The 23952-nt window shown below is 74.1% G+C and carries 16 protein-coding genes; 6 read left to right on the top strand and 10 right to left on the bottom strand.

Going from position 1 to position 23952, the window contains the following annotated elements:
* Window positions 1-28 precede the first annotated feature (28 nt).
* From ACIBKY_RS26020 to ACIBKY_RS26035, 4 genes are read left to right on the top strand one after another with little or no spacing between them, the layout of a single operon-like run.
* Window positions 29-1054: a FecCD family ABC transporter permease gene (locus tag ACIBKY_RS26020; RefSeq protein ID WP_397100269.1), complete on the top strand. Its 1026-nt coding sequence runs from the start codon at window positions 29-31 to the stop codon at window positions 1052-1054.
* Window positions 1054-2127, top strand: coding sequence for a FecCD family ABC transporter permease (locus ACIBKY_RS26025; RefSeq protein ID WP_397100271.1), 1074 nt, complete (start codon window positions 1054-1056; stop codon window positions 2125-2127). Before ACIBKY_RS26020 ends, ACIBKY_RS26025 begins: the two co-directional genes overlap by 1 nt.
* Window positions 2124-2933: an ABC transporter ATP-binding protein gene (locus ACIBKY_RS26030; RefSeq protein ID WP_397100273.1), complete on the top strand. Its 810-nt coding sequence runs from the start codon at window positions 2124-2126 to the stop codon at window positions 2931-2933. The genes ACIBKY_RS26025 and ACIBKY_RS26030 overlap by 4 nt, the downstream gene beginning before the upstream one ends.
* A complete protein-coding gene (locus ACIBKY_RS26035; protein ID WP_397100275.1) occupies window positions 2930-3934 on the top strand; it encodes an ABC transporter substrate-binding protein in 1005 nt (334 codons plus the stop codon). The genes ACIBKY_RS26030 and ACIBKY_RS26035 overlap by 4 nt, the downstream gene beginning before the upstream one ends.
* On the opposite strand, the gene ACIBKY_RS26040 is transcribed toward ACIBKY_RS26035, so the two are convergent.
* A complete protein-coding gene (locus ACIBKY_RS26040) occupies window positions 3897-5627 on the bottom strand; it encodes an ABC transporter ATP-binding protein (RefSeq protein ID WP_397100277.1) in 1731 nt (576 codons plus the stop codon). The genes ACIBKY_RS26035 and ACIBKY_RS26040 overlap by 38 nt on opposite strands.
* Complete coding sequence (locus ACIBKY_RS26045) at window positions 5620-7275, bottom strand: ABC transporter ATP-binding protein (RefSeq protein ID WP_397100279.1); 1656 nt, start codon at window positions 7273-7275, stop codon at window positions 5620-5622. The genes ACIBKY_RS26040 and ACIBKY_RS26045 overlap by 8 nt, the downstream gene beginning before the upstream one ends.
* A gap of 170 nt (window positions 7276-7445) precedes the next feature.
* On the opposite strand from ACIBKY_RS26045, the gene ACIBKY_RS26050 reads away from it, so the two are divergent.
* Together ACIBKY_RS26050 and ACIBKY_RS26055 are read left to right on the top strand one after the other, a co-directional pair.
* On the top strand, window positions 7446-9287 hold the full coding sequence (locus tag ACIBKY_RS26050) for an SIP domain-containing protein (RefSeq protein WP_397100281.1): 1842 nt from the start codon (window positions 7446-7448) through the stop codon (window positions 9285-9287).
* Window positions 9284-9976: an alpha/beta fold hydrolase gene (locus tag ACIBKY_RS26055; protein WP_397100283.1), complete on the top strand. Its 693-nt coding sequence runs from the start codon at window positions 9284-9286 to the stop codon at window positions 9974-9976. The genes ACIBKY_RS26050 and ACIBKY_RS26055 overlap by 4 nt, the downstream gene beginning before the upstream one ends.
* Before the next feature lie 66 nt (window positions 9977-10042).
* Here ACIBKY_RS26055 and ACIBKY_RS26060 read toward each other — a convergent pair whose 3' ends face one another.
* The 8 genes from ACIBKY_RS26060 to ACIBKY_RS26095 form a co-directional block, all read right to left on the bottom strand.
* Window positions 10043-10963: an alpha/beta fold hydrolase gene (locus ACIBKY_RS26060; RefSeq protein ID WP_397100285.1), complete on the bottom strand. Its 921-nt coding sequence runs from the start codon at window positions 10961-10963 to the stop codon at window positions 10043-10045.
* Between the two features lie 68 nt (window positions 10964-11031).
* The gene (locus ACIBKY_RS26065; RefSeq protein WP_397100287.1) at window positions 11032-17496 is read right to left on the bottom strand and encodes an amino acid adenylation domain-containing protein; all 6465 of its coding nucleotides are present in this window, start codon (window positions 17494-17496) and stop codon (window positions 11032-11034) included.
* Window positions 17493-17711: a phosphopantetheine-binding protein gene (locus ACIBKY_RS26070; protein WP_379621142.1), complete on the bottom strand. Its 219-nt coding sequence runs from the start codon at window positions 17709-17711 to the stop codon at window positions 17493-17495. The genes ACIBKY_RS26065 and ACIBKY_RS26070 overlap by 4 nt, the downstream gene beginning before the upstream one ends.
* Entirely contained in the window at window positions 17704-18351 is a 648-nt protein-coding gene (locus tag ACIBKY_RS26075; protein ID WP_397100289.1) for an isochorismatase family protein, read from the bottom strand. The genes ACIBKY_RS26070 and ACIBKY_RS26075 overlap by 8 nt, the downstream gene beginning before the upstream one ends.
* A gap of 5 nt (window positions 18352-18356) precedes the next feature.
* Window positions 18357-19841 (bottom strand): (2,3-dihydroxybenzoyl)adenylate synthase, encoded by a 1485-nt coding sequence (locus ACIBKY_RS26080; protein WP_397100291.1) that lies wholly within the window; start codon window positions 19839-19841, stop codon window positions 18357-18359.
* Window positions 19828-20946 (bottom strand): isochorismate synthase, encoded by a 1119-nt coding sequence (locus ACIBKY_RS26085; protein WP_397100293.1) that lies wholly within the window; start codon window positions 20944-20946, stop codon window positions 19828-19830. The genes ACIBKY_RS26080 and ACIBKY_RS26085 overlap by 14 nt, the downstream gene beginning before the upstream one ends.
* A gap of 14 nt (window positions 20947-20960) precedes the next feature.
* Window positions 20961-21674, bottom strand: a complete 714-nt coding sequence (locus tag ACIBKY_RS26090; RefSeq protein ID WP_397100294.1) for an SDR family oxidoreductase — start codon at window positions 21672-21674, stop codon at window positions 20961-20963.
* A 90-nt stretch (window positions 21675-21764) separates the two neighbouring features.
* Window positions 21765-23732: a multicopper oxidase family protein gene (locus tag ACIBKY_RS26095; RefSeq protein ID WP_397100296.1), complete on the bottom strand. Its 1968-nt coding sequence runs from the start codon at window positions 23730-23732 to the stop codon at window positions 21765-21767.
* Window positions 23733-23952 lie beyond the last annotated feature (220 nt).

The raw sequence follows: 23952 nt of genomic DNA on the forward strand, positions 1-23952 counted from the left end.
TCGCCAGGTTAGGAGCCCAGGATGACCCATGACTGACACCCCGCAGCAGCCGAAACCGGTGCTCACCCGCGGCGTGGCGGTCGCCCTGCTCGCCGTCCTCTGCCTGGCCGTCGTGACCGTCGCGGGCATCGCCCTCGGCGCCCGCGACATCTCGCCGCTGGAGGTCGTCCGCGTCCTGGCCGACCCGGGCGGCGACAGCTACAACGGCCACGTCCTGTGGACCGAGCGCATCCCGCGCACCCTGCTCGGGCTCGCGGTCGGCGCCGCGCTCGGCGCCTCCGGCCTGATCATGCAGGCGCTCACCGCGAACCCGCTGGCCGACCCCGGCATCCTCGGCGTCGAGCAGGGCGCGGCCATGTTCGTGGTGCTGGGCATTCTGTTCTTCGACATCACCGGCGTGGGCGGCTCCTTCTGGGCGGCGCTGATCGGGGCGGGGCTGGCCGCCGCCCTCGTGTACGCCGTCGGCACCCGCAGCGCCATCGGCAGCACCACGATCGGGCTCGTCCTGGCCGGGGTCGCGGTGGCCGCCGTCATGAGCTCGCTCATCACCCTGCTCGTCGTCCGCGACGAAGCCGTCTACGCCCACCTGCGGTTCTGGTCGGTGGGTCAGCTCACCGGCCGGGCCGAGATCCTCGACGAGATCGCGCCGTTCGTCCTCGCGGGGCTCGTGCTGGCGTTGCCGCTGGGCCGTACCCTCAACATGCTCAGCATGGGCGACGACGCGGCCGCCGCGCTCGGCGTCAAGGTCGGCAGGGCGCGGCTGGGCGGCGCGGCCGTGGCGGTGCTGCTCTGCGCGGCGGCCACCGCGGCGGTCGGCCCCGTGGCCTTCGTCGGACTGGTCGGCGCGCACTGCGCCAGGATGCTCGTCGGCGCCGACCACCGCTGGTCGCTCCCGCTGTCCATGGCCTGCGGGGCCGTGGTGCTGCTCGGCGCCGACATCGCCGGGCGGCTCGTCCTGCGCAACGGGGAGATCCAGGTCGCGGTGATGACCGCGGTCGTCGGCACGCCGTTCTTCTTGTGGCTGGCCCGCCGCGGGAACCTGGTGCGCGTCTGATGAACCTGCTCGGTACCCGCGTGGGCGCGGGCTCCTCCGGCCGTGCCGCCGTGCTGGCCACGATCAGGCGTACGCGGCGTGGCCAGGTCAGGCGGCTGGCGGCGCTGGTCGTCCTGTGCTGCGCGCTGCTCATCACCCTGCTGATGGCGGCGATCTTCCTGGGCGGAGCACGCCGGGTCGATCCGGCCGACATCCTGCCCGCCGCCTTCGGCCTGCGTACCGGCCTGGCCGACTACGTGGTCTTCCAGAACCGGCTGCCCAGGGCCCTGGCCGCGTCGCTGTCCGGCGCGCTCTTCGGCCTGTCCGGCGCCCTCTACCAGCGGCTCATCCGCAACCCGCTGGCCACACCCGACATCGTGGGCATCTCGGCCGGCGGCGGAGCCGGCGCCACCACCGCCCTGGTCCTGGCGCCGTCCCTGCCCCTCGGCATCCCGCTGGCGGCGCTGTGCGGATCGTTCCTGCTGGTGGCGGCGATCCACGCCATCAGCTGGCGCCAGGGCGTGGACACCTACCGGCTGGTCCTGGTCGGCATCGGGCTCAGCGCCGTCTGCGTCGCGTACACCAACTACGTGCTCACCGCTGCCGACCAGCACAGCATCGCCATCGCGATGCGCTGGCTGGTCGGCAGCGTCAACGGCGTGAGCTGGGAGGGCGTCGCCACCCTCGCCGTGGCGCTGGTCCTGTGCGCGCTGGGCACCACGGCGCTGGACCGCCCGCTGGGCGGCATGGTCCTGGGCGACGACCTGGCCACCGGCCTCGGCGCCGCCGTGCCCAGAACCCGTGTCGCCACCCTCCTGCTGGGCGCGGGCGCCGCCGCGCTGGCCACCAGCGTGGTCGGGCCGATCGGCTTCGTGGCGCTGATCAGCGGCCCGATCGCGGTCAGGCTGACCGGCGGACGGCACACGCTCGCCCTGGCACCGCTCGTCGGCGCGGTCATCGTGCTCGGCGCCGACTTGCCGGCCCAGCACGCGCCCGTCATCAGCCCCGTGCCCACGGGCGTGCTCACCGCGCTGCTCGGCGCGCCCTATTTCTTCTGGCTGATCCTTCGCCGCGGAACCGGAGCCCCCTCATGACCCACCAGCTCGACACGGGCTACCAGCTCGAAGCCCGCGCGATCAGCAGCGGCTACGGCACGTCGCTGATCATCAAGGAGCTGTCCGCCGGCATCGCCGCCGGCCGGATCACCGCCCTGGTCGGGCCGAACGCGTGCGGCAAGTCGACTCTGCTCAAGTCCATCGCCCGGCTGCTGCCGCTCGCCGCCGGCGCGGTCCTGCTCGACGGCGCCGACATCCACGCCACCCCGACCAAGGAGGTGGCCCGCAGGCTCGGCGTCCTGCCGCAGTCGCCCGTCGCGCCGGAGAGCATCACGGTCGGCGACCTCGTCTGGCGGGGCCGCCACCCCCACCGCCGCTTCGGCCGGCGCCGTACCGCGGCCGACGAGGAGGTCATCGCCGACGCCCTGCTGGCCACCGGCACCGCAGAGCTGATCGACAGGCCCGTCGACCAGCTCTCCGGCGGCCAGCGGCAGCGGGTGTGGATCGCGCTCGCGCTGGCCCAGGACACGCCGACGCTGCTGCTCGACGAACCGACCACCTACCTGGACATCGCCCACCAGATCGAGGTGATGGACCTGCTGGCCGAGCTCAACGAGCGCACCGGCAAGACCATCGTGCTCGTCTCCCACGACCTCAACCAGGCCGCCCTGTACGCCTCGACCATCGTCGCCATGCGCGACGGCCGGATCGTGCGCCAGGGCCCGCCCGAGCACGTGCTCACCGAGGAGACCGTCGCGGAGGTGTTCGGCCTGACCTGCGCGGTCGTGCCCCACCCCGTCGACGGGACGCCACAGATCTTCCCACTGTCAAGGAGAAACCGATGAAGAAGCTCGTCGCGGCGGCCGCGGCCTGCCTGGCCCTGGTCACCGCCTGCTCGGCACCGGAGCGGCCCGCGGAAAAGGCCGCCGCCGCAGGCCCGGCGGGGGGCGCGTACCCCGTGACGCTCACCAACGCCTGGGGCCAGGACACCATCGACAAGAAGCCGCTGCGCGTGGCGACCGTCTCCGACGGAGACACCAGCATCGCCCTGGCCCTCGGGCTGGTACCGGTGATCACCCCCGACGCCGAGGACGGCGGGGCGATCCCCGAGTACAAGAAGCGGGCCATGGACAAGCTCGGCGTCAGCAGCCTGAAGACCTACGACGACACCGACGGCACCGACTACGAGGCCATCGCCGCCGAGGCGCCGGACGTCATCCTCGGCGTCAACACCTGGGGAATGGACACCGACTACGCCAAGCTCGCGCCGATCGCGCCGGTGGTGACCTACGCCCAGAAGAAGGACGCCGACACCCTGCCGTGGCAGGAGCGGCTGAAGGTGGCCGCCAAGGCGCTGGGCATGAGCGCCGAGGCGGAGGCGGTGATCGGCGCCAACCGCAAGGTCATCGCGGACGCCGCCGCCGCCAACCCCGCCTTCCGCGGCAAGACCTACACCTACGTCGTCGTCCACCCCGAGCAGATCACGTTCATGTCCTACGCCGGTCAGGACCCGGGCATCTTCGAGGATCTCGGCCTGCGCAAGACCGCCAACGCGGCCGGCTACACCGCCAAGGACAACGGGGTCAGCCTGGAGAACCTCGACCAGCTCGACGCCGACGTGGTCCTGGTCACCTACCCGTTCGGCGACAAGGGCCTGCTCAGCGCGTCTGAGCTGGCGGGCAACAAGCTCTTCCAATCGCTTGAGGCGGTCAAGAACAAGCACGTCGCGGTGGTGCCCGCCGAGAACACACTCTCCTCGGCGATCGCCTACCCCGACGCGCTCAGCTCCTCCTGGGTGGTCGAGCAGCTCACCCCGATCCTGGCGAAGGCGGTCGCCGGAGGCTGACGTCCTCCGCGGGGACGGTGAGCAGGCCCGCGGGCATGGACAGCAGGCGGCGGCCGCGCGCGATCGTGCCCGCCCGGTGGGCGATCACGATCAGGGTCCGGTCGCTGGCCGCGGCCGACAGCGCCCCCTCGATCATGGCGGCCGTCTCGTGATCGACCTCGGCGGTCGCCTCGTCCAGGATCAGCACCGCGGGGCCGGCGAGGGCCGCCCTGACGATGGCCACCAGCTGCCGCTCCCCGGCCGACAGGCGCGAGCCGTGCGTGCCCACCCTCGTGTCCAGCCCGCCGGGCAGCGCCGCCACCCATCCGGCCAGCCCGAGCTCGCCCAGCGCCGCCTCGACGCGGCGGCGGTCCGGGGGGACGGGCAGCATGGCCAGGTTCTCCGCGAGCGTGCCGTCCACCAGCAGGACGTCCTGCGGGACCAGCACGATGCGGGCCCGTACCCGGGCGGGATCCACGGCGGCCAGATCGTGCCCGGCGAAGCGGACGGCACCGGTGTCGGGCGCGTACAGCCCGGCCATGAGCTTGCCCACGGTGGACTTGCCCGAGCCGGTCCGTCCCGCGATCACCAGGCGCTCGCCGCTCGCGACGGTCAGCGACAGGCCGGCGACGGCCGTGCGCGTGCCGCCGTAGGAGAAGCCGACGCCGGACAGGGTGAGCTCTCCCCGTGCGGGCAGCTCGCCGCCGTCCGTGCCGCCGCCGGTGGGAGCGCTCGCCTCGATCAGGTCGAGTACGCGTGCCAGCCGTACGTGAGCCTCCCGCGCCTCGCCGATGGAGGCGGCCAGATCCTCGAAGCGGTGGAAGATGTCCCGGGTGGCCAGGACGAACACGACGGCCACGCCGACGCTGAGCAGGTCACGGCCGACCAGCCACGCGCTGAGGGCCAGCACCACCGCCACGCAGGCCGCCTGTAGCAGCGCGAGCCGGTTGAGCTCCAGCTCGGCGCGCACCTGCGCCGCCTGCGCGCCGAGCAGCCGGTCGTTGTCGGCGCCGAAGCGCGCCAGCCAGCGCGGCACGGCGCCGTTGACGCGCAGCTGCTCCTGAGCCGGAAGGGACTCGGCGAACCGCGCCGCGACCGTGGCCTCCGCCGCGGCGACCGCGCCGTACGCCACGCCGGCCCGAGCCTTGAACCGGCGCACGATCAGCACGGCCGGCGGCACGAACGTCACCAGCATCACCCCGGTCAGCAACCACGAGTACGCCGCCAGCATCACCACGGTGAACACCAGGACCGCGGCGCCGGTGACAAGATCGGGCAGCGTGGCCCCGGCGAACGAGCCCAGCCCGTTGATCTCTCCGGTCACCCGGCGCAGCAGTTCGCCCCTGCGGTTGGCCTCGACGAAGCGCAGCGGAGCCGCGCCGAGCGCGGAAACGGCCCGCTCGCGCAGCCCGGCGAGGGCGTGCTCACCCACTCTGACCAGCCAGTACCGCGACAACCACGCGAGCACGCCCCCGGCCGCGACCAGGGCGAGCAGCGTCCCCGACCACAGGGTCAGCGCGCCTGCCCGCCCGTCGCCGGCGGCGTCGATCACCCGGCCGATCGCCGCGGTCACGCCGACCGCCAGGGCGGCTCCGGTCAGGTTGAGCGCCACGACGGCGGCCAGCGCGAGCCGGTGCCCGCGCAGGAACACCGCCGCCCGGCGGAAGACGGCCCGCTGGTCCGGCAGGTCGGCGAGGATGGGCTGGTCAGGCATGGGTGGGCTCCTGCGTGAGTGTGCCGCCCGCGAGCGTGACCCGCCGGTCGGCGCGGGCGAGAACGGCCGGTGAGTGGCCGGCGAAGACGACCGCCTTACCCGCCGTCGCGCGGCGGAGCCGGTCCAGCACTCGTGCTTCGGTACCGGCGTCCAGCGCCGAGGTGACGTCGTCGAGCAGCAGCACGGGGCAGTCGCGCAGCAACGCCCTGGCCAGCACGATCAGCTGGCGCTGCCCGCCGGACAGCGCGCCGCCGCGTTCGCCCACCTGCGTGTCCCAGCCGTCGCCGAGCCCGCTCAGCGCGAGGTCGAGCCCGGCCGCGAACGCGGCACGCTCGATCTCGTGATCGGGGTGGTCGCCGCTCAGCCGCAGGTTCTCCGCGATCGTGCCGTGCAGCAGCAGCGGCCCCTGCGGGACGAACCCGAGCGTGCGGTAGAGGTCGCCGGGGTCGCTGCCCCGCAGCGCGACCCCGCCGAACGACGCCTCGCCCGTCGAGGGCACCAACTGGGCGATGGCCCGCAGGAGCGTGCTCTTGCCCGACCCGGTCGCACCGGTGAGCACGACCCACTCGCCGGGCGCGGCGCTCAGCTCCAGCGGGCCGAGCACGGGCCCGCCCTCCCGTTCGACGCTCAGCCCGCTGACCCGCAGCAGCCCGGCGCGCGGCAGGGCTCTCCCGCCCTCGGGCACGCCGGGCAACGCCAGGATCTCCTCGATCCGCCCGGCCGCGACGCGCGCCTCGGCCCGGTCGCCTAGCCTGGCGGTCATGACGGTGACCGCCAGCGACACCGTGCCCATCCACAACACGAACGTGGTCAGTTCGCCGACGGTGAGGCGTCCCTCCAGCGCCGCGTACCCGCCCGCGAACAGCCCGGCCACGACCGCCAGCCGGGGCACGACGAAGACCGCGGCCTCCCAGGCGGAGCCGGCCGAGGCCAGGCGCATCGTGTGGCGGCTCACCTCGGCGCTGTGGCGGTGATGGCGCTCGACCATGAGCCGGTCGGCGCCCACGCCGCGCAGGGGGAGCAGGGCCGTCAGCAGGTGCTCGGCCACCGACCCGCGCCCGCCGTGCGCCAGGGCCAGCTCTTCCGCGCGCCGGTCGAACAGCGGCGGGAAGACCCGGTTGACCGCCAGCAGCAGCGGCACGGTCAGCGCGGCGATCAGGAGCAGCAGCGGGTCGAGACCCGCCATCGCCGGGACCAGCACCAGCCCGGTGGCGCCGATCACCACCCACGTGGTGAGCCCGTGCACCCAGACCTGGACGGTGTCGACGTCACGCGTGGCCCGGGTGCTCAGGTCACCGAAGCCGCCGGCGTCGCGCCGCATCGTCTCGGTGTCGACCGCCAGAATGGCCCGCAGCAGCCGGGTACGCAGCCACGCGCCCGCCCGGACGTCGGCCAGCGTGGCCCATTTCTGCCAGCCCCGCATGCCCGCGTACTCGGCGGCGGCCACCACGACGAAGGCCCCGGCGTAACCGGCCGCCGCGGGCAGCGAGCCGGCCCGCACACCCAGGTCCACCGCCCGCCCGAGCAGCCACGGCAGGGCCAGGAAGGCGAGCTGCCTGACCACCGCCGCGGCGACCGCGCGCAGCAGATCCGCCCTCACCCGCACCAGGCACTGCCGCAGCAGCCGCCGTCCTCGCCGATTCGTCACGGCCGAAACCGTAGGTTCCGCACCCGCCCGCTGCTCCAAGGCAGAGCGCACGCCGTCGAAGCCGCCGCCCGATCGTGCGCGACAGTGGCACGGGCTGGACGCCTGGTTGGATCGCGCCCATGCCACCCGCCCTAACCTGGCGGTGTCGCCACGAGAAAGGAGCGGTGCGGATGCCCACCCGCAACCCCCGTACGGTCGTCACGTTCCCCATCGTGCTGAGGGAGCTGACCGTGCTGCGCGTCACGGATGTCACCCCGGGGATGCGGCGCGTCACGCTCGGCGGCGCACAACTGCGCGCCTTCCACCGCGACGGGTTCGACCTGCCGCCGCTGCGTTCGGAGGGCTTCGACGACCACGTCAAGTTCTTCTTCGCCGCCGATGACGGGGGCCCTCCCGTGCTGCCCCGCCAGAACATCAGCAGCCTCGACTGGCCGGCCGGCGAACGCCCGATCGCCAAGGACTACACCCCGCGCCGCTACGACCCCGACGCCGGGGAGATCGACTTCGATTTCGTACGGCACGGCAACGGCCCCGCGGCATCCTGGGCCGAACAGGCCACGCCAGGACAGACCGCCTGGATCGCCGGGCCGAAGATGTCCCACCACCACCCCGAGGGCGCCGACTGGATCCTGATCGCCGGAGACGAGACCGCGCTGCCCGCGATCGGCAGGTGGCTGGCCGAGATGCCGGAAGGCCTCAAGGCGAAGGTCTTCATCGAGATCGGCGACGACACGCACCGCCAGGACCTGCCGACCCGGGCCGCCGCCGACATCACGTGGCTCTCGCGCCGGGGCGCTCCGGCGGGCACGACCGACCTGCTGGAGCGCGCGGTCAGGCAGATGGACTGGCTGCCGGGCACCGTCTTCGCCTGGGCGGCGGGCGAGGCGGTCACCCTCAAGGGACTGCGCCGCCACCTCGCCACCGAGCGCCAGGTGCCGCGCGAGCAGACCCACATCACCGGCTACTGGCGCCTGAGCGAGGCTCCGCACGCCGCAGCGGAGGAGGACGACGGCGCGCACGAAAGGCTGCACGAGCTCACCGACCTGGCGCCGGGCTTCGCCATCAGGGCGGCGGTCACGCTCGGGCTGGTCGACCTGGTCCACTCCGGCGTGCGCGAGCTCGCCGGCCTGGCCGAGCGCACCTCGACCGACCCCGCCGGGCTCACCGCGCTGATGGACTACCTGGTCGCGATCGAGGTGTTCGCCGCCGGGCCCGACGGCCGGTACCGGCTCACGCCCGTCAGCGAGGAACTCGTCGAGGACGACCACTCGGCCGAGGAGTACCACCTCGGCGGCGCTCGGGCCGCGCTCGACCTGTCGCTGTCCGGGCTGGTGCGGACGCTGCGCACCGGCCGCGCCGGGTACCGCACCGATGCGGGCGAGCCGCTGGCGGCCGCGATGCCGTCCGACGCCCGCCTGGGCGGCTCGGCGCGCGAAGCCGTCGAGGAGAGCGCCCGCTGGGTCGCGCCCGGCGTCCTCGGCGCCTACGACTGGGCCGCGGTGAAGTCGCTCACGGCGGGCGGCAACGGCGCGGCGACCATCGTCAACGCCCTGGTCAAGGCCGACCCGGGACTGCGCGTGCGGATCGCGGCGATGCCGTCGGCGCTCGGCGTGCTGCGTGAGCGGATCCTCGACGCCGACGTGCTGGAGCGGGTGGAACTGGTCCCCGCGGTGGAGCCGGTGCCGCCCGCCGGGGACGACACCATCCTGCTGGCGCACGCGCTGACCTGGCTGTCCGACGAGGACGCCGAACTGGTGCTCGCCGAGACCGCGAAGAGGCTGCCCGCGGGCGGGACGCTGGTCATGGTGGAGGAGTTCCGGCCGGAGGGTCTCGACGACCCCGACGTGGTGCTGCACGATCTGCGGCTGCGTTGCGCCTTCGGCTCCGGCCTGCGTACGGCCGGCCGTATCGGGGAGCTCGCCGAGCGGGCGGGACTACGCGTGCGGACGGCCCGCGACATCGGGTGGGACCACCGCATGTGGGTCATGGACGCCTCGCCGGAGGGCCGGTGAAGGCGGACGGCGTGATCCTCGTGCACGGCGGGATGCACGGGTCGTGGTGCTGGTCACGGGTGCTGCCCCGGCTGGAGTTACCCGCCGTGGCCGTCGACCTGCCCCGCGACGCCGGCCTGGACGGGTGGGCGGACACCGTCGCCGGCGCCGCGGCCGGCATGCGGGCGGCCGTCGTCGTCGCCCATTCGCTGGCGGGCATCGTGGCGCTCCAGGCGCTGGCCCGCGCCGGGGACCGGATCCGCGGGGCCATGTTCGTCGCCGCCGTCGTCCCGCGCGACGGTCAGTCCTACTTCGACACGCTCCCGGCGCCCCTGAACCGCCTGCGCGCCCTGCTCGGCGTCGGCAGGCGTGGCGGCATCGTGATGCCCGCGCCGCTCGCCCGCCTGCTGCTGTGCCACGACCTGCCGCCGGACGACACCCGTACGCTGGTCGGCAACCTCACGCCCGAGCCGGTCTCCGTCCTGGGCACGCCGGTACGGCACCGCCTCCCCGACGGCGTCCGCCTCGCCTACGTGCACACCACCCGGGACCGGGCCGTCTCGCGCCGCGCCCAGGAGCTCTACGCGGCCCGGCTCCACCCTGCGGCCGACCGGCTGTACCTGGACTGCGGCCACAGCGCCTTCTTCAGCCGCCCGCACGAGCTCGCCGCCCTGGTCAACACGTGGTGCGCCGGCCTCACACCGGCCTGACGCGGATGACCGCCGTCATTCCCGTGACGCCGACGACCTCCAGCGTCACCGCCGGAGGAGCCGGTCTCAGGGCCGGAGGAGCCGGCGGATCTCGTGCACGATGACCTCGGGGTCGGTGAGCGGGACGTAGTGGCCGGAGCGGGGGGCGATGACATGGCGCCCGGCCGGTGACCGGGACGCGCGGTGGGCGTGGGCGGCGTTGGCCGCGGCCCTGGTGGCGGCGGGCATGCCGTTCCCCGCCCGGCCGCCGGAGACCACGGTGACCGGAAGGTCGCCAAGGTGGGGCGGGCTGAGCCGCCAGGCGGCGAGCTCGTCGAGGAACGTGCGTACCTGGGCGCGATGGGTGCGCATGGCGGCCGCGGTGAACGCCTCATGGCGCATGTCCCGCCGCGCGTCCGCAGGCAATGCCAGCATCGTGGACCGGTAGGCGAACCCGAGCAGGCCCAGGTGGGCCAGCAGGAGGTTGACCCGGACCGCCACCCTCTCCACCCGCCGGAAGGCCGGGCTGAACAGCACGTCGGCGGCCTCGTCGGCCGGGTCGACGAGCACCAGCCCGGCGACCCGCTCCGGGCGCGCCGCTGCGGCGAGCCGGACGATCGGGCCGCCGGCGCTGTGCCCGGCCAGCACGTACGGCCCGGCGCCGAAGTGGTCCAGCAGGTCGCCCAGGTCGCCGGCCATCCGGTGCAGCGTCCGCGAGGCTGGATCGGCGGGGGAGCGGCCGAGCCCGGCACGGTCGTACACGATCGCGCGCGCGAACGCGCCCACCGCGGGCTGCACGAGCGCCCACGACGACCGGCCGACCGCGGCCCCGGCCTCGAACACCACCGTCGGCGTGCGACCGGGCACCCCGGCCGACCCCGGACCGGCGGGGGCGCCCGGTCCGGGAACAGGCGCCGCCGTCGGTCCGGGACCGGGCAGCACCATGGCGTGCAGGCGTCGGCCGTCGCGCGTCGGCACCCACTCCGGCGTGCCCTGGATGTGGCTCACGGCCGCCCCCGATCAGTCAAAGTTACGCACCCTAACTTAGGGTCGCCTAACCTGAGCGGTCAAGCGGGTCACCCGAGAGGATCCCCCTCGCCGTCGTGGAGCCGCGCGGAGATGACCGCGCCGATCTCGGCGAGCGGTCCCGGCCCGGTCAGGTCCTTGGGGTCGCAGGCCACGTCGTGCGCGTCGATCACGCCGGTGATGTGCGGGCGCCACGCCCCGGCCGGCCGGCGGTCGTGGAGGGTGTCCGCGGTGGCCCGGAAGTACAGGGCGTCTCCCTGGTACACCCTCGTGTCGTGGCCGCGTACCAGCCGGTCGGTGTTGAGGTGGACGTCCCTGAGCTCGGCCAGGGCACCTGGGGGCAGAGCGGCCAGCGCGCTGCCCTCCCCGCGCAGGATCTCCGCGACCCGCTCCAGGGTGGGCGCGGCGCCGGGGGCGCGGCCGTCCATGGCCAGAAGCGCCTCCAGCGCCTCCGCCTCGTCGGGGGGCGGCAGCTCGCGCAGCGCCTCGGCGGGCCGGGCGTCGAGGATCGCCAGCAGCTGTACGTCGGCGAGCATCACAGCCAGTTCCTGGGCGATGACGCCCCCGGTGGACCAGCCGAGCAGATGGTAGGGGCCGTCGGGCTGGACCGACCGGATCTGGGCGGCGTAGTCGGCGGCCAGGTCCGTCAGCGACGCGGGCAGCGGGTGGCGGCGGGCCTGCAGGGCGTAGATCGGGCGGCCGGGCAGGTGCTTGATCAGCCCGCCGTAACACCAGCCGAGCCCACCGGCCGGGTGCACGGCGAACAGCGGCGGTCGCGACCCCGCCTGGCGCAGGGGCAGCAGCACGCCGAGGGGGTCCGCGCGGGTGCCGCCGTCGATCAGGCTCAGCAGGGCGGCCGGTGTCTGCGCCGCGAACAACGCGCCGACCGGCAGCGTGGTCCCGAGCACCTGGCCGATGCGGTCGATCAGCCGCACCGCGGCCAGCGAATGCCCGCCCAGCTCGAAGAAGCCGTCGTCGACGCCGGCCCGCGGCAGCCCCAGCACCTCGGCGAACAGCTCACGGAGGATCTCCACCCGGGGACCGAACGGCGCGCGCGCCGCCGTCGCGGCCTGCCCGGGTTCCTGACGCCCCGCGTGAACGAGGGTGCCGTCGCGCCGCCAGGTGGCCAGGCCGCCGGTGCGGTACATGCGCGAGCCGGGCGGGCCGAACGGGTCGGCGACGAACCGCTCGGCGGTCAGGCCGGGCCGGCCCAGGTAGCCGCGGGCCAGGGCGGGGCCCGCGGCGTACACCTCGCCCGTCACGCCCGGCGGGACCGGCTGCAGCCGCTCGTCGAGCACGTAGACGCGCGGGTCGCGGCCGCCGTCGCGCGGCCCGCCGGCGTCGTGCGGACGGCCGGTCTCGTGTGGACGGCCGGTCCCGTGCGGGCGACCGGCGCCGTGCGGACGGCCGGCGCCGTGCGGACGATCAGTGACGTGCGGGCGGCCGGTGACGTGCGCGATGGTCTCGGTGAGGCCGCGCACGGTGAGCGTCCGGGGCCCGTCCGGCCGCCAGTCGCGCAGGCGCGCGGCGTCCAGGACCGCACCGTTCAAGATCACGTAGCGGAGCGGCAGCTCGCGGCCGTCGTCGTCGGCCATGAGCCGGTCGAAGGCGGCAGGGGTCAGGTTGAGCACCGACACCTTCTCCCGCCGCAGCAGGGCGAGCAGCTGGAGCGGCGAGCGGCCGGCCGGGTGGGGCACGACGACGAGACGGCCGCCGGACAGCAGCGCGCCCCACAGTTCCCGGGGCGAAAGGTCGAAGGAGGCCCACACGTCGCGGCGGGTGAACCCGAGCGAGGCCCCGATGTCCGACAGCAGCCGCAGCACGTTGCGGTGCGTGATGAGCAGCCCGCCCGAGCCGGAGGAGTACGTCACGTACGCGGGATGGTCGGGCCGCGTCACACGTTCCGGGTTGTGGCCGAGCCAGTCGCCCAGGTCCTCCAGCCAGCTCTCGTCCACCACGCAGACCGGGCCGGCGTCGGCGAGCACGGCGTCGACGCGCTCGCGGGAGTCGGACGGGTCGAGCGGCAGGCACGCCGCCCCCGCCTTCAGCACCGCGAGGCTCGCCACCACCAGGTCGGGCCCCCGCGGCAGGTCCACGGCGACGACCGCCTCGGGACGCGCGCCGTGCGCGATCAGCTTGTGCGCGAGCTGGTTGGCGCGGGTGTTGAGCCTGCGGTAGGTGAGCGCGCCGACGGCCTTCGCCTGCGGGGTACGCCGCGCCAGCGCCTCGAACCGGTCGGGAACCGTGTCTCCGGCGACGGAGAAGGGAAGGGGGTCCGGGTCGGCGCCGCCGGTCAGCCAGGCGCGTTCGGCGGCGTCGAGCAGGTCGAGGCGGCCGATCGGCAGGTCCGGCTCGGTCACCGCCTGACCCAGCAGGTCGGTGAAGCGGGTGGCGAGGGACCGGGCGCTCTCGCGGTCGAACAGGTCGGCGCTGTACTCCAGGAAGCCGTTGCCGTCGGTGTCCAGCCGCAGGGTCAGGTCGAACGCGGCCGTGCCGGTGTGCACCAGCCGGGCCTCCGCGGCCTCGCGCAGCACCAGCATCACCTGGAACAGCGGGTGCCGGTCGCGGGCGCGGACCGGGTTCAGCGCCTCGACCAGCCGGTCGAAGGGCAGCTCCGGGTGGTCGAAGGCGGCCAGGTCGGCCTCGCGTACCCGATGCAGCAGCTCGGCGAAGGTGGGGTCGCCCGAGGTGTCAGCGCGCAGCACGAGCAGGTTGGCGAACGAGCCGACCGCCCCGCTCAGCGCGCTGTCGTGGCGTCCGGCGACCGGTGTGCCGGTCGGGATGTCGGTGCCGGCCCCCAGCCTGGTCAGCAGGGCGGCGAGCGCGGCGTGCAGCACCATGAACGGGGTGGCGTGGCTGCGGCGGGCCAGGTCCAGGGCGCCGGTCCAGATCTCCGGCGCGATCGCGACCGGTACGGTGCCGCCCGCGCCGGTGGGAACGGCGGGCCGCGGCCGGTCGGCCGGCAGGTGGAGCCGCTCGGGCAGCCCCGCGAGTGCCTTGGTCCAGAGCTCGCGGCCCGGCTCGCCGAGGTCGAGCTGCCACAGCGTGTAGTCGGCGTACTGCACCGGAAGGGGCTCGAACCCGGGGCTGTGCCCGGCGGCGCGCGCGGCGTAGGCGGTCTGGACGTCGCGTACCAGCGGGCCCACCGACCAGCTGTCAGCCGCGATGTGGTGCACGACCAGCATGAGGATGTGCTCGCGGGCGCCCAGCCGCAGCAGGTGCGCCCGGAAGGGCGGCTCGCGGGTCAGGTCGAAGGCGCGGCGGGCGATGGTGCGCATCGCGGTCTCCGCCATGTCCGGCTGCCACATGGGCAGCGCCACCGGCGCCGGCAACCGGATCTCCTGGTACGGCACGCCGTCCCGGTCGGGGAAGACCGTGCGCAGGATCTCGTGCCTGGCCACCACGTCGGCCAGCGCCGTGGACAGGGCCTCGCGGTCCATGGGCCCGCTGAGCCGTACCGCGATGGGGAGGTTGTACGCGGGCCCGCCCCCGCCGGCGCGGTGCAGAAACCAGAGCCGTGACTGCGCGGAGGACAGCGGCATCGGCTGCGGCCTGGGCCGGCGCCGCAACGGGGGCCGCGCGGCCCGGTCGGCCGGCAGCCGGGCGGCCAGCTCGGCGGGCGTGGGGCCGGAGAAGACGTCCCTGACCGGCAGCCGCACGCCGAAGCTCTCCCGGATGCGCCCGGCCAGCCGCCCCGCCAGCAACGAGTGGCCGCCCAGGTCGAAGAAGCTGTCGCGCGGCCCGGCCGCGACACCCAGCACCTCGGTGAACAGCTCGCACAGGGCCCGTTCCGCGGCCGAGCGGGCGTCGCTCTCCCGCCCGCCGGCGGCGACGGGCGCGGGCAGGGCGGCGCGCTCCAGCTTGCCGCCGGGCGTGCGGGGCAGCGTGGCCAGCGGCACGATCGCCGCGGGCGTGAGCGCGGCGGGCAGGTGTTCCGCCGCGTGCTCGCGCACGAGCAGCGGGTCGGCGGCGGGCGTCACGTAGCCGATCAGCCGGTCGCCGTGCACGGCCACCGCGGCCGCGCCGACGTCGGGATGGCTTTCCAGCACGGCTTCGATCTCGCCCGGCTCGATGCGCAGCCCGCGCAGCTTGATCTGCTCGTCGCCGCGGCCGAGCAGTTCGAGATGGCCTTCGGTGTCCCAGCGTGCCAGGTCGCCGGTGCGGTAGAGGCGCTCGCCACCCGGCGCGGCCACGAACCGTCCGGCGGTGAGCGCCGGCCGGTTGAGGTAGCCGCGGGCCAGACCGGCGCCGGACAGGTACAACTCGCCGACGACTCCGGGCGGCGCGGGCAGCAGAGCGCCGTCGAGGACGTGGACGCCGGTTCCCGCGGTGGGTCCCTCCCGGCCGTCTCCGAACCAGGTGTAGGCGTCGACGGTCGCCTCGGTCGGCCCGTAGTGGTTGACCGCCCGCGTGCGCTCGCGCAGGGCGCGCCACATCGGCTCCGGCACGGCCTCGCCGCCGACCACGGTGACGCGCGGCGGGGCGGCCAGCAGCTCGGGCAGCTCCTTCAGGTGCGACGGCGTGACGTCGAGGCAGTCGATGGCGTTCTCGCGCACGTACGCGGTCAGTGCGGCGCCGTCGCCGTGGACGTCCTCGCCGAGCAGATGGAGCTCGTGGCCCAGCACCATCCACAGCAGCGGGTCGAGGGCGGCGTCGAAGGAGAACGACGCGGTGTGCGCGACGCGCAGCCGCTGCCCGCCGGGGATCAGGCGCTCGCGGTGCCCGGCCAGGAGCGCGGCCAGGCCGCCGTGGGTGGCGACGACGCCCTTGGGCTTGCCCGTGGAACCGGAGGTGTAGATGACGTAGGCGGCGTCGCCGGGGCGCGGTTCGGCCATGCGGGTGCGCGGGACCTCGCCCTCCTGCGCCCAGCCGGGGGTGATGACGATCGAGGGGGCGGCGTCGGTGAGCATGAGGCGCCGCCGTCCGGCGGGGTAGGCGGGGTCGACCGGCAGGAACGCGGCACCGCAGCGCAGCACCGCCAGCAGCGCCACGACCAGTTCGGCCGAGCGGGGCAGGGCCAGGGCGACGGTCTGGCCGGGTCCGGCTCCTTCGAGCACCAGCTGGCCGGCCATGTGGTCGACCCTGGCGCCGAGTTCGGCGAAGGTCAGCTTCTCCTCCCTGCTGACGAGGGCGAGGTCGTGCGGCGCCAGCCGTACCCGCTCCTGGAAGGCGGCGACGACGGACGGCGGCGCGACGGGCGGGCGGCGCGGCACGGGCAGGGCGGCGCGGTCCTCGTCGGTCAGCAGGTCCAGGCGGCCCAGGGGCGTCCCGGCAGGCACGTCGGCGAGCGCGCCGAGGAAGCGGGCGAGGCGGCGGGTGTGTGCGGCCAGGGACTCGGGGGTGTAGCGGGCGGCGTTGCCGTCGAGGTCCAGGATCAGCTGGTCGCCGTCGAAGCTCAGCGTGATGGCGACGTCGTCCACCGGTCCGGCGGCGAGGTTGGTGACGGTGCCGGAGGATCCGGCGAACTTCACCTCGGTGGGGAAGGGCTTGATGTTGAGCATCGGGCCGAACAACGGGTGCCGGGTCCCGGCCAGCCCGAGGTCTCGGCGCAGGTCCTCGCCGCGGTAGCGGCAGTGCGCGCGCGCCTCGGCGATGCGCCGCGCCGCCTGCTCCACCAGCGAGCCCAGGGTACGGCCCTGCCGCACGTCCAGCCGCAGCGGCAGCACGTTGACCGCCAGGCAGGGCACCCGCAGCCCGGCGCCGGAGCGGTTCATCAGCGGCAGCCCGATCACCACGTCGGTGGCCCCGGTGACCCTGCCGACATAGCAGGCGACCCCGGCGGCGGCCACGTCCGCCCAGGTCGCGCGGGCCTGCCGGGCCAGGGCGTCCCAGTGCCGCGTGGGCGGCAGGGCTTCGCGGCAGCGGACGACCTCGTGGGCCGGGGTCGGCGGCTCGCGGGTGAGCCCGACCGGGTCCGGGCGGCCGGCGAGCCGCTCCAGCCAGTAGGCCCGGTCGGCCGCGAACTGCCGGGACTGGCGGTAGTCCCGTTCCTGGGCCAGCACGGGCGCGAGGGTGCCGAACGGGCTGGGGCCCGGCGCGAGCGCGTCGGTGAGCGCCGAGTAGATCTCCGCCACCCGGCCGACCAGGAGGGAGAGCGCGTAGGCGTCGATGAGGATGTGGTGGGCCCGCAGGTACCAGACCGTGTGCTCGTCGGACAGGCGCAGCAGCGCGTGGTGGTGCAGGGTCCCGGTGACCACGTCGACGGGGGCGCGCGTGTCGGCGCGCATCCACTCCTCCGCCGCCGCCTCCGGGTCGGGCTCGCCGCGCAGGTCGAGCAGGACCAGCCGGCCGCTGACGGAGTCCCAGTCGGGCACGTACTGGGCCGGTTCCTCGGTGAAGCGCAGCCGCATCGGCTCGGCCTCGGCCAGGCACCGGCGCAGTGCCCGCTCGAAGCGGGCGGCGTCCAGCGGGCCGTGGATGTCGAGCCGGTCTGCGGCGTTGTAGAGGGGGTTGCCGGGGTCCAGGCGCTGGGCGAACCAGATACCCGCCTGAGCCCCGGTCAGGGGCATGGTCATGCCAGCAGCTCCGCCCAGGCCGTCAGCGTCGGGCGCTCGACCAGGTCGGGGAAGGACACCTCCGCGCCCTCTGCCCGCCACCGCTCGGCCAGGGTCATCAGCCGGATGGAGTCCATGCCCGCCGCGAGGAGGTCGTCGTCGGGGCCGATCTCCTCCGGCTCGACGTAGAGCAGTTCGGCGACCTGCGCGCGCAGCCGCCGGGCCGTCTCAGACACCGGCCACCTCCCTGCTGAGGGCGCGGCTGATCTGCGCGGTCGTCGCGGTGACCGCGCAGCGCTCGGCGGCGTAGCGCAGCGCCATCTCGTGGTGTTCCAAGGAGAAGTCGGCCACCGCGTCGGCCACGACGAAGGGCTGCACGTCCCGCATGAACGCCTCGCACGCCGTCATCAGCACGCCGATGTGGGCGTAGACGCCGCAAATGATCAGTTGGTCGCGCCCCTTGTCCTTCGTCAGCCCGGCCAGGTCGGTGCGCTGGTAGGCGCTGTACCTCCACTTGGTGATCACCACGCCGTCGCCGCGCGGCGCCAGCCCGGCCACGATCTCGGCCTCACGGGGGTCGGCGCCGACGCCCTCACCCCAGAAGTCGCGCAGCAGGCCGCGGTCCTCGGTACTCTGCGCGCCCGGCTGCGCCGAGTAGACGATCGGCACGCCCAGGTCCGCGCAGCGCGCGCGCAGCGCCAGGACGTTGGCCATCAGTTCGATCAACGGGGACTGGCCGGGGGTGAAGGCGTCGAGGAAGTAGTTCTGCATGTCGTGGATGAGCAGGACGGCCCTGCGCGGGTCGGGCCGCCAGGCGACGCGATTGGCGGGTACCTGACTGGGCATCGGGTAGGGGGCGATCTCGGGAATGGCCATGGTCGTCAGGTCCTCTCGCGGAGATGTCGCTTGCTCACCTTGCCAACGGCCGTGCTGGGGAAGGCGTCGACGTATTCGAACACGTCGGGGATCTTGAAGGTGGCGATGCCGCGCTCGCGCAGGAACGTGCGCAGCTCGGCCTTGGGCGGTGGCGGGCCGGAGCAGATGACGTAGGCGCAGGCGCGTTCGCCGAGGTAGGGGTCGGGCAGGCCCACCACGCTCACGTCGTGGACCGACGGGTGGGCCAGCAGGTGGTTCTCCACCTCCTCGGCGGCGATCTTCTCCCCGCCGCGGTTGATCTGGTCCTTGGCGCGGCCCTCGACCACGAGGTGGCCGGTGGGCGTGAGCCGTACCAGATCGCCCGTGCGGTAGAAGCCGTCGCCGGTGAAGGCGTGCTTGTTGTGCTCCTCGGCGCGCCAGTAGCCGCGGATCGTGTACGGCCCGCGGGTGAGCAGTTGCCCGTCGTCCTCCACCACGACCTCGTCGGCGGGGGACAGGGGGCGGCCCTGCGTGGAGACGATGACGTCCTCGGGGTCGTCGAGCCGCGTGTAGTTCACCAGTCCCTCGGCCATGCCGAACACCTGCTGGAGGGTGCAGCCGAGCTCCGGGCGCACCCGCCTGGCCACCTCCTCGCTGAACTTGGCGCCGCCCACCTGCAGGACGTCCAGGCTGGACAGGTCGTACGCGGTGTCGCCTGCGGCACGCAGCCAGAGCAGCGCCAGCGGCGGCACCAGCGCCGCGATCGTGACCCGTTCGCGTTCGATCAGCGGGAAGCAGGTGCTCGGGCTGGGATCGGGTGCCAGGACGGAGGTGGCGCCCGCGCTCAGTGCCCCGAACACGCCCGGCGAGCTCATCGGGAAGTTGTGCGCGGCGGGCAGTGCGCACAGGTAGACGCTGTCCCCGCTCAGCCCGCAGAGGCGGGCGCTGGCGCGGAAGCTGTAGATGTAGTCGTCGTGGGTGCGCGGGATCAGCTTGGGCAGTCCCGTGCTGCCGCCCGACAACTGCAGGAACGCCACCTCGCCCGGATCGCGGCCGGGCAGCTCCACCGGCTCGGCCTCGGGAAGCTCGTCCAGGGTGATCGACGGCGTGCCCGGGGCGTACGCGCGGTGCGCCTCGTCCGGGCAGATGTAGGCCACGGCGTCGGTGAAGCCGCAGAAATGGGAGATCTCCGCCGACCGGTGCGCGGGCAGCGCGAAGACCGGCCACGCCCCGAGCCGGTAGAGGGCGAAGCAGACCTGATGGAACTGCGGCACGTTCGGCAACTGCACCACGACCCGGTCGCCCGGCCCGACGCCCCGCGCGCGCAGCCCGGCGGCCAGGCGGTCGGCGCGCTCGTCCAGCTCGAGAAAGCTCCATCGGGCCGGCGGCGAGATCAGCGCCGTCCGCTCCCCGTGGCGCCCGGCCAGCTCGCGCAGCAGGTCGCCGAAGCTGATGCCGCTCCAGTAGCCCGCGGCGCGGTAGCGGGCCGCCTCCTCGTCAGTCCAGTGCATCGTTGCCCGCCCCCAGCGCGTCCAGGACCGTGCGGAACTTGCTCGTGGTCTCGGCCAGCTCCCGTTCCGGGACGGATCCGGCGACGATGCCGGCTCCCGCGAACAGCCGCACCGTGTGCTCGTGCACCTCGCAGCAGCGGATGGCGACCGCCCACTCGCCGTCGCCCGCGGCGTCGCACCATCCGGCCAGGCCGCTGTAGAAGCCGCGCTCGACCGCCTCCAGCTCGCCGATCACCCGGCGGGCAGCGGCCTGCGGGGTGCCGCACACGGCCGGGGTCGGGTGCAGCGCCGCGGCCAGCGTCAGCACCGACGTCGCCGGGTCGCGCAGGATGCCGGTGATCTTGGTGGACAGGTGCCACATCGTCGCGGTGGAGGTGAGCTGCGGGGCCTTCGGCACGTCCAGGTCGTCGCAGTAGCGGCGCAGCCGTTCGGTGACGGCCTCGACGACCAGGCGGTGCTCGTGCAGGTCCTTCGCCGACTCCAGCAGCGCGGCGGCCCGGCGCGCGTCCTCCACGGGGTCGGCGCTGCGCTCGGCCGAGCCGGCGAGCGGGTTGCTGAGGACCTGCCTGCCGTGCCGGGCGACGAGCAGTTCGGGGCTGGCCCCGGCGAGGGTGCTCCCGCCGGGCAGCGGTGTGGCGAAGGAGTAGCCGTGGCCCAGCAGGGGGCGCAGCAGGTGCCGCAGGCTGATCGGCTCGTCGGAGCGCAGTTCCAGGGTGCGGGCCAGGACGACCTTGTCGAGGTTGCCCGCTTCCAGCTCGGCCAGGGCCAGCCGTACCGCCCGCATGTACGCGGCGGGGGCCGGGGTCTGCCTTCTCCACCAGCGCCCGCTGGGCACCGGCGGGGCGGCGGCCGGCAGCGGCGCCGACCAGGCCGACTCGGAGGGGACGAGCAGGTGCGCGGTCCCGTCGAAGGAGATAGCCCCGGCGGCCAGCCCGCCGGACTGACCCAGTAACGCGGGCAGCCGGTCGGCGAGGGTGGCCAGCTCGCCGCCGGCGATCGTGGATCTGCCCCGCGTGAGCAGCGTCCCCCGCGGGGAGGCGAACAGCACCGACCGGGTGCGCTCGTATCCCGCAAGCGGGTCCGCGGCGGTGGTCAGACTTTCCATCGAGTTCCAATCACTCAGGCGCGCAGGGTGGCGCCGCCGTCGACGAGAAGGTCGTGCAGGGTGATGTGCCGTGACCGCGCGGAGACCAGGAAGAGCACGGCCTCGGCGACGTCACGCGGTTCGGCCACGCGGCCGAGGGGGATGCCGGTGCGGAAGGTGGCCAGGTCTCCCGCGACGGGATCGCCCCCCTGGAGCGCGCGCAGCATGGCCGTGTCGGTGGAGCCGGGCGAGACGATGTTGCAGCGGATCCCGTGGCCGGCCAGCTCGAGCCCCAGGCATTGGGTGAACGCCCGCGCGGCCGCCTTGGACGCGGCGTAGGCGGCCATGCCGACGCGGGGGATCGTGGCGGCGTTGGAGCCCACGGTGACGATCGATCCCCGCCGCCGGGGGATCATGCGGCGGGCGACGGCCCGGCAGGTGTGGAAGACGCCGTCGGCGTTGACGGCGAATGTCTGCCGCCAGCGCTCGTCGTCGGTGTCCTGCGCGTGAGCAGGATGTAGCACTCCGGCCACGTTGACCAGGATGTCGATGGGGCCGAGCTCGCGCTCCACCCGGTCGACCAGAGTGTCCACCGCGCGCGAGTCCCGCACGTCCAGCCGGTACGGCGTGCCGTCGAGGTCGGCGGCGGCCACCGTGGCGCCCGCCTGGGTGAGTGTGGCGGCGACGGCGGCACCGATGCCCCTGCCCGCGCCGGTGACCAGAGCAACGGAGTCCCCGATGCCATCCAATCCTGAAGCCCCTCGTAGGTCAGAATGAAGTTAGGTAAGGCTAACCTAATTTGTACGTTTGCTGGGCATCTGTCAAGACTGTCCGGGCCTTCAGTGGCCACCGCCCGGCCCGTGTGGATCCATGGCCGCCACCTGCTTCGGCAGCACCACGAACGGGCGCATCATCTTGTGGTCCTCGTGCTCGTAGATGTGGCAGTGGTGCATGAAGCGCCCGACCGAGCCCGTGAACCGGCCCACCGTCGTGATCATCTCGCGGAAGCCGACCGCGATCACGTCCTTCCAGCCGCGCTCCTCCGGCCGCAGCGGCTCGGCTTCGAGGATCTTGATCGGCCTCTCCGTGCCCCCGCCGAGGCGGGTGGAGCCGCTGGTGGTGAAGTACTTGAACCCGGACGCGTCCAGCCGCAGCCGCTCCTGCGCCTGGAAGGAGAAGCCGTGGGCGTGCATGGGATGCGGCACCCCGCTGCCCTCCAGCGACACGAACCGCCAGGTCTCCCAGTCGCCGTCGGCCACGTGGAAGGCGACCGGGTCCGGATAGTCCCTGGACAGCCTGCGGTAGGTGGTGACCTGCCCCCGGGCGTCCTCGAACTGCACGATCCCGTCGGCGGGCAGCGGCCCGGGCGGCGCCTCGACGCGTTCCATCTCCCACATCTCCGCGTTGATGGGGAAGGCCGGGGTGATGAGAACGAGCCGTTCCTTGTGCTGGGGCAGGGTCGCGGGATCGACCTGCTCGAAGCTCGCGCTGATCTTGGATGGCAGCGTGAACCGCGGCGGGTGCCGGTCCCCGCCCACCCGGAAGTTGATCACCTCGGGCACCGGTGAGGCGATGAACGAGGCGTCCACCCACCGCAGCGACCGGCCCTCCAGTCCCGTGAAGTCGACCAGGACGTCGGCCCGCTCGGCCGGGGTGACCAGCACCCAGTCCTCGATGGGCACGGGGGCCGGCAGCAGCCCGGCGTCGCTGCCGATCTGGAACACCCTGCCCGGCACCGGCTGTCCGTTCTGGTCCACCAGGCGCAGCAGGTAGGGCCGGATGCTGGAGGCGTTGACGATCCTGAAGCGGTACCACGCCGGCTTGACCTCCGCGTATGGCCAGACCGTGCCGTTGACCAGGGTGTACGGGCCGGTGAAGGAGCGCACGACGGTCTCGGTCTGCTGCGGGTACTCCGTGATCTTGTGCAGCAGGCGGCCGTTCACCTTGCCGTCGGCGTCGGTGTCGAAGTTGCGGTCGCACAGCACGAGCGGGATCTCGTAGGGGCCGGAGGGCAGGCCGAGGTCGCGTTCCTCGTCGTCGCGGATCAGGTACAGGCCCGCGGTCAGCCCGGTCATGGTGTTGAACCGGGTGATGTGCATGGCGTGGTCGTGGTACCAGAGGGTGGCCGAGCGCTGGTCGTTGGCGTACTCGGCGAGCTGCGCGGCGCCGGGCGGGACCGCGTTCTCGGCCCAGCCGTCGTTGCCGCCGCCGGTGTGGGCGCCGTGCAGGTGCACCACGGCCCAGGGCGGCAGGGCGGCCACGTCGGCCCTGGGCGTCGCGCCGCTCCTGCCCGGCAGGTCCCAGACGGGCACCGGGCCCGGCGCCGCGCGGAGCTGCACGGCGGTGACCGGGTAGGCGCCGCTCAGGGCGTTGGCCCAGGTGACGCGGAGCCGTTCGCCGCGGCGGACCTCGATCGTCGGGCCGGGGAAGTGGCCGTCGTAGGCCCACAGCGTGGTCGGCGGCAGGTCCGCGTGCAGGCGGGCGGTCACGGTGCGCATGGTGACCGTCAGCGTGGACAGGTCGCGTTCGCGCCGCACTCTGGCGCGGGGCGGGACGCGCAGGCGGTCGCGGTAGGGGCGTAACTGGAGCACGTCGCCGGCGGCGGCGGCCGTCTGGACGAACACCGTCGCGGCGCCCGGTTCGCGGGCCACGGCCCCGAAGGCGGGAGCGTGCGTGGTGTGGGCGCGCGGGGGCGCGGCCGCGGAGCTCGGACTGAGGACGGCGTGCAGGCCGTACCCGCCGGCCACGCCGAGGGTGGTGGCGCCGGCGAGCAGGCTGCGCCGGGAGATCGAGGGTTGGTCCGACATCGGGCGGCTCCCGGGAAAAGGGTAGAGATCCGAGCCATGAAGTTAGGTTAGGCAAACCTAATAAACAAGACACTTGAAGGCTTGAAATGCGGACGGAACCACCTATGATCACGCGCCCGTCCGGGGGGCTGATGTTCTGCTCGGAGGCTCTTGTCAGAGAACTTAGGTTAGCCTAACCTAAGTTTGCTTCGTCCCGTCCGGGACGGTCAGGGGACCTTTC

This window comes from Nonomuraea sp. NPDC050394 (genome assembly GCF_044459065.1).
Lineage (GTDB): Bacteria > Actinomycetota > Actinomycetes > Streptosporangiales > Streptosporangiaceae > Nonomuraea.

Bases quoted from the DNA above. Each gene is read 5' to 3' on its own strand.
- ACIBKY_RS26085 (WP_397100293.1), bottom strand. From the start codon at position 20,946: ATGGAAAGTCTGACCACCGCCGCGGACCCGCTTGCGGGATACGAGCGC.
- ACIBKY_RS26095 (WP_397100296.1), bottom strand. From the start codon at position 23,732: ATGTCGGACCAACCCTCGATCTCCCGGCGCAGCCTGCTCGCCGGCGCC.
- ACIBKY_RS26025 (WP_397100271.1), top strand. From the start codon at position 1,054: ATGAACCTGCTCGGTACCCGCGTGGGCGCGGGCTCCTCCGGCCGTGCC.
- ACIBKY_RS26035 (WP_397100275.1), top strand. From the start codon at position 2,930: ATGAAGAAGCTCGTCGCGGCGGCCGCGGCCTGCCTGGCCCTGGTCACC.
- ACIBKY_RS26065 (WP_397100287.1), bottom strand. From the start codon at position 17,496: ATGACCATGCCCCTGACCGGGGCTCAGGCGGGTATCTGGTTCGCCCAG.
- ACIBKY_RS26075 (WP_397100289.1), bottom strand. From the start codon at position 18,351: ATGGCCATTCCCGAGATCGCCCCCTACCCGATGCCCAGTCAGGTACCC.
- ACIBKY_RS26040 (WP_397100277.1), bottom strand. From the start codon at position 5,627: ATGCCTGACCAGCCCATCCTCGCCGACCTGCCGGACCAGCGGGCCGTC.
- ACIBKY_RS26080 (WP_397100291.1), bottom strand. From the start codon at position 19,841: ATGCACTGGACTGACGAGGAGGCGGCCCGCTACCGCGCCGCGGGCTAC.
- ACIBKY_RS26030 (WP_397100273.1), top strand. From the start codon at position 2,124: ATGACCCACCAGCTCGACACGGGCTACCAGCTCGAAGCCCGCGCGATC.
- ACIBKY_RS26050 (WP_397100281.1), top strand. From the start codon at position 7,446: ATGCCCACCCGCAACCCCCGTACGGTCGTCACGTTCCCCATCGTGCTG.
- ACIBKY_RS26020 (WP_397100269.1), top strand. From the start codon at position 29: ATGACTGACACCCCGCAGCAGCCGAAACCGGTGCTCACCCGCGGCGTG.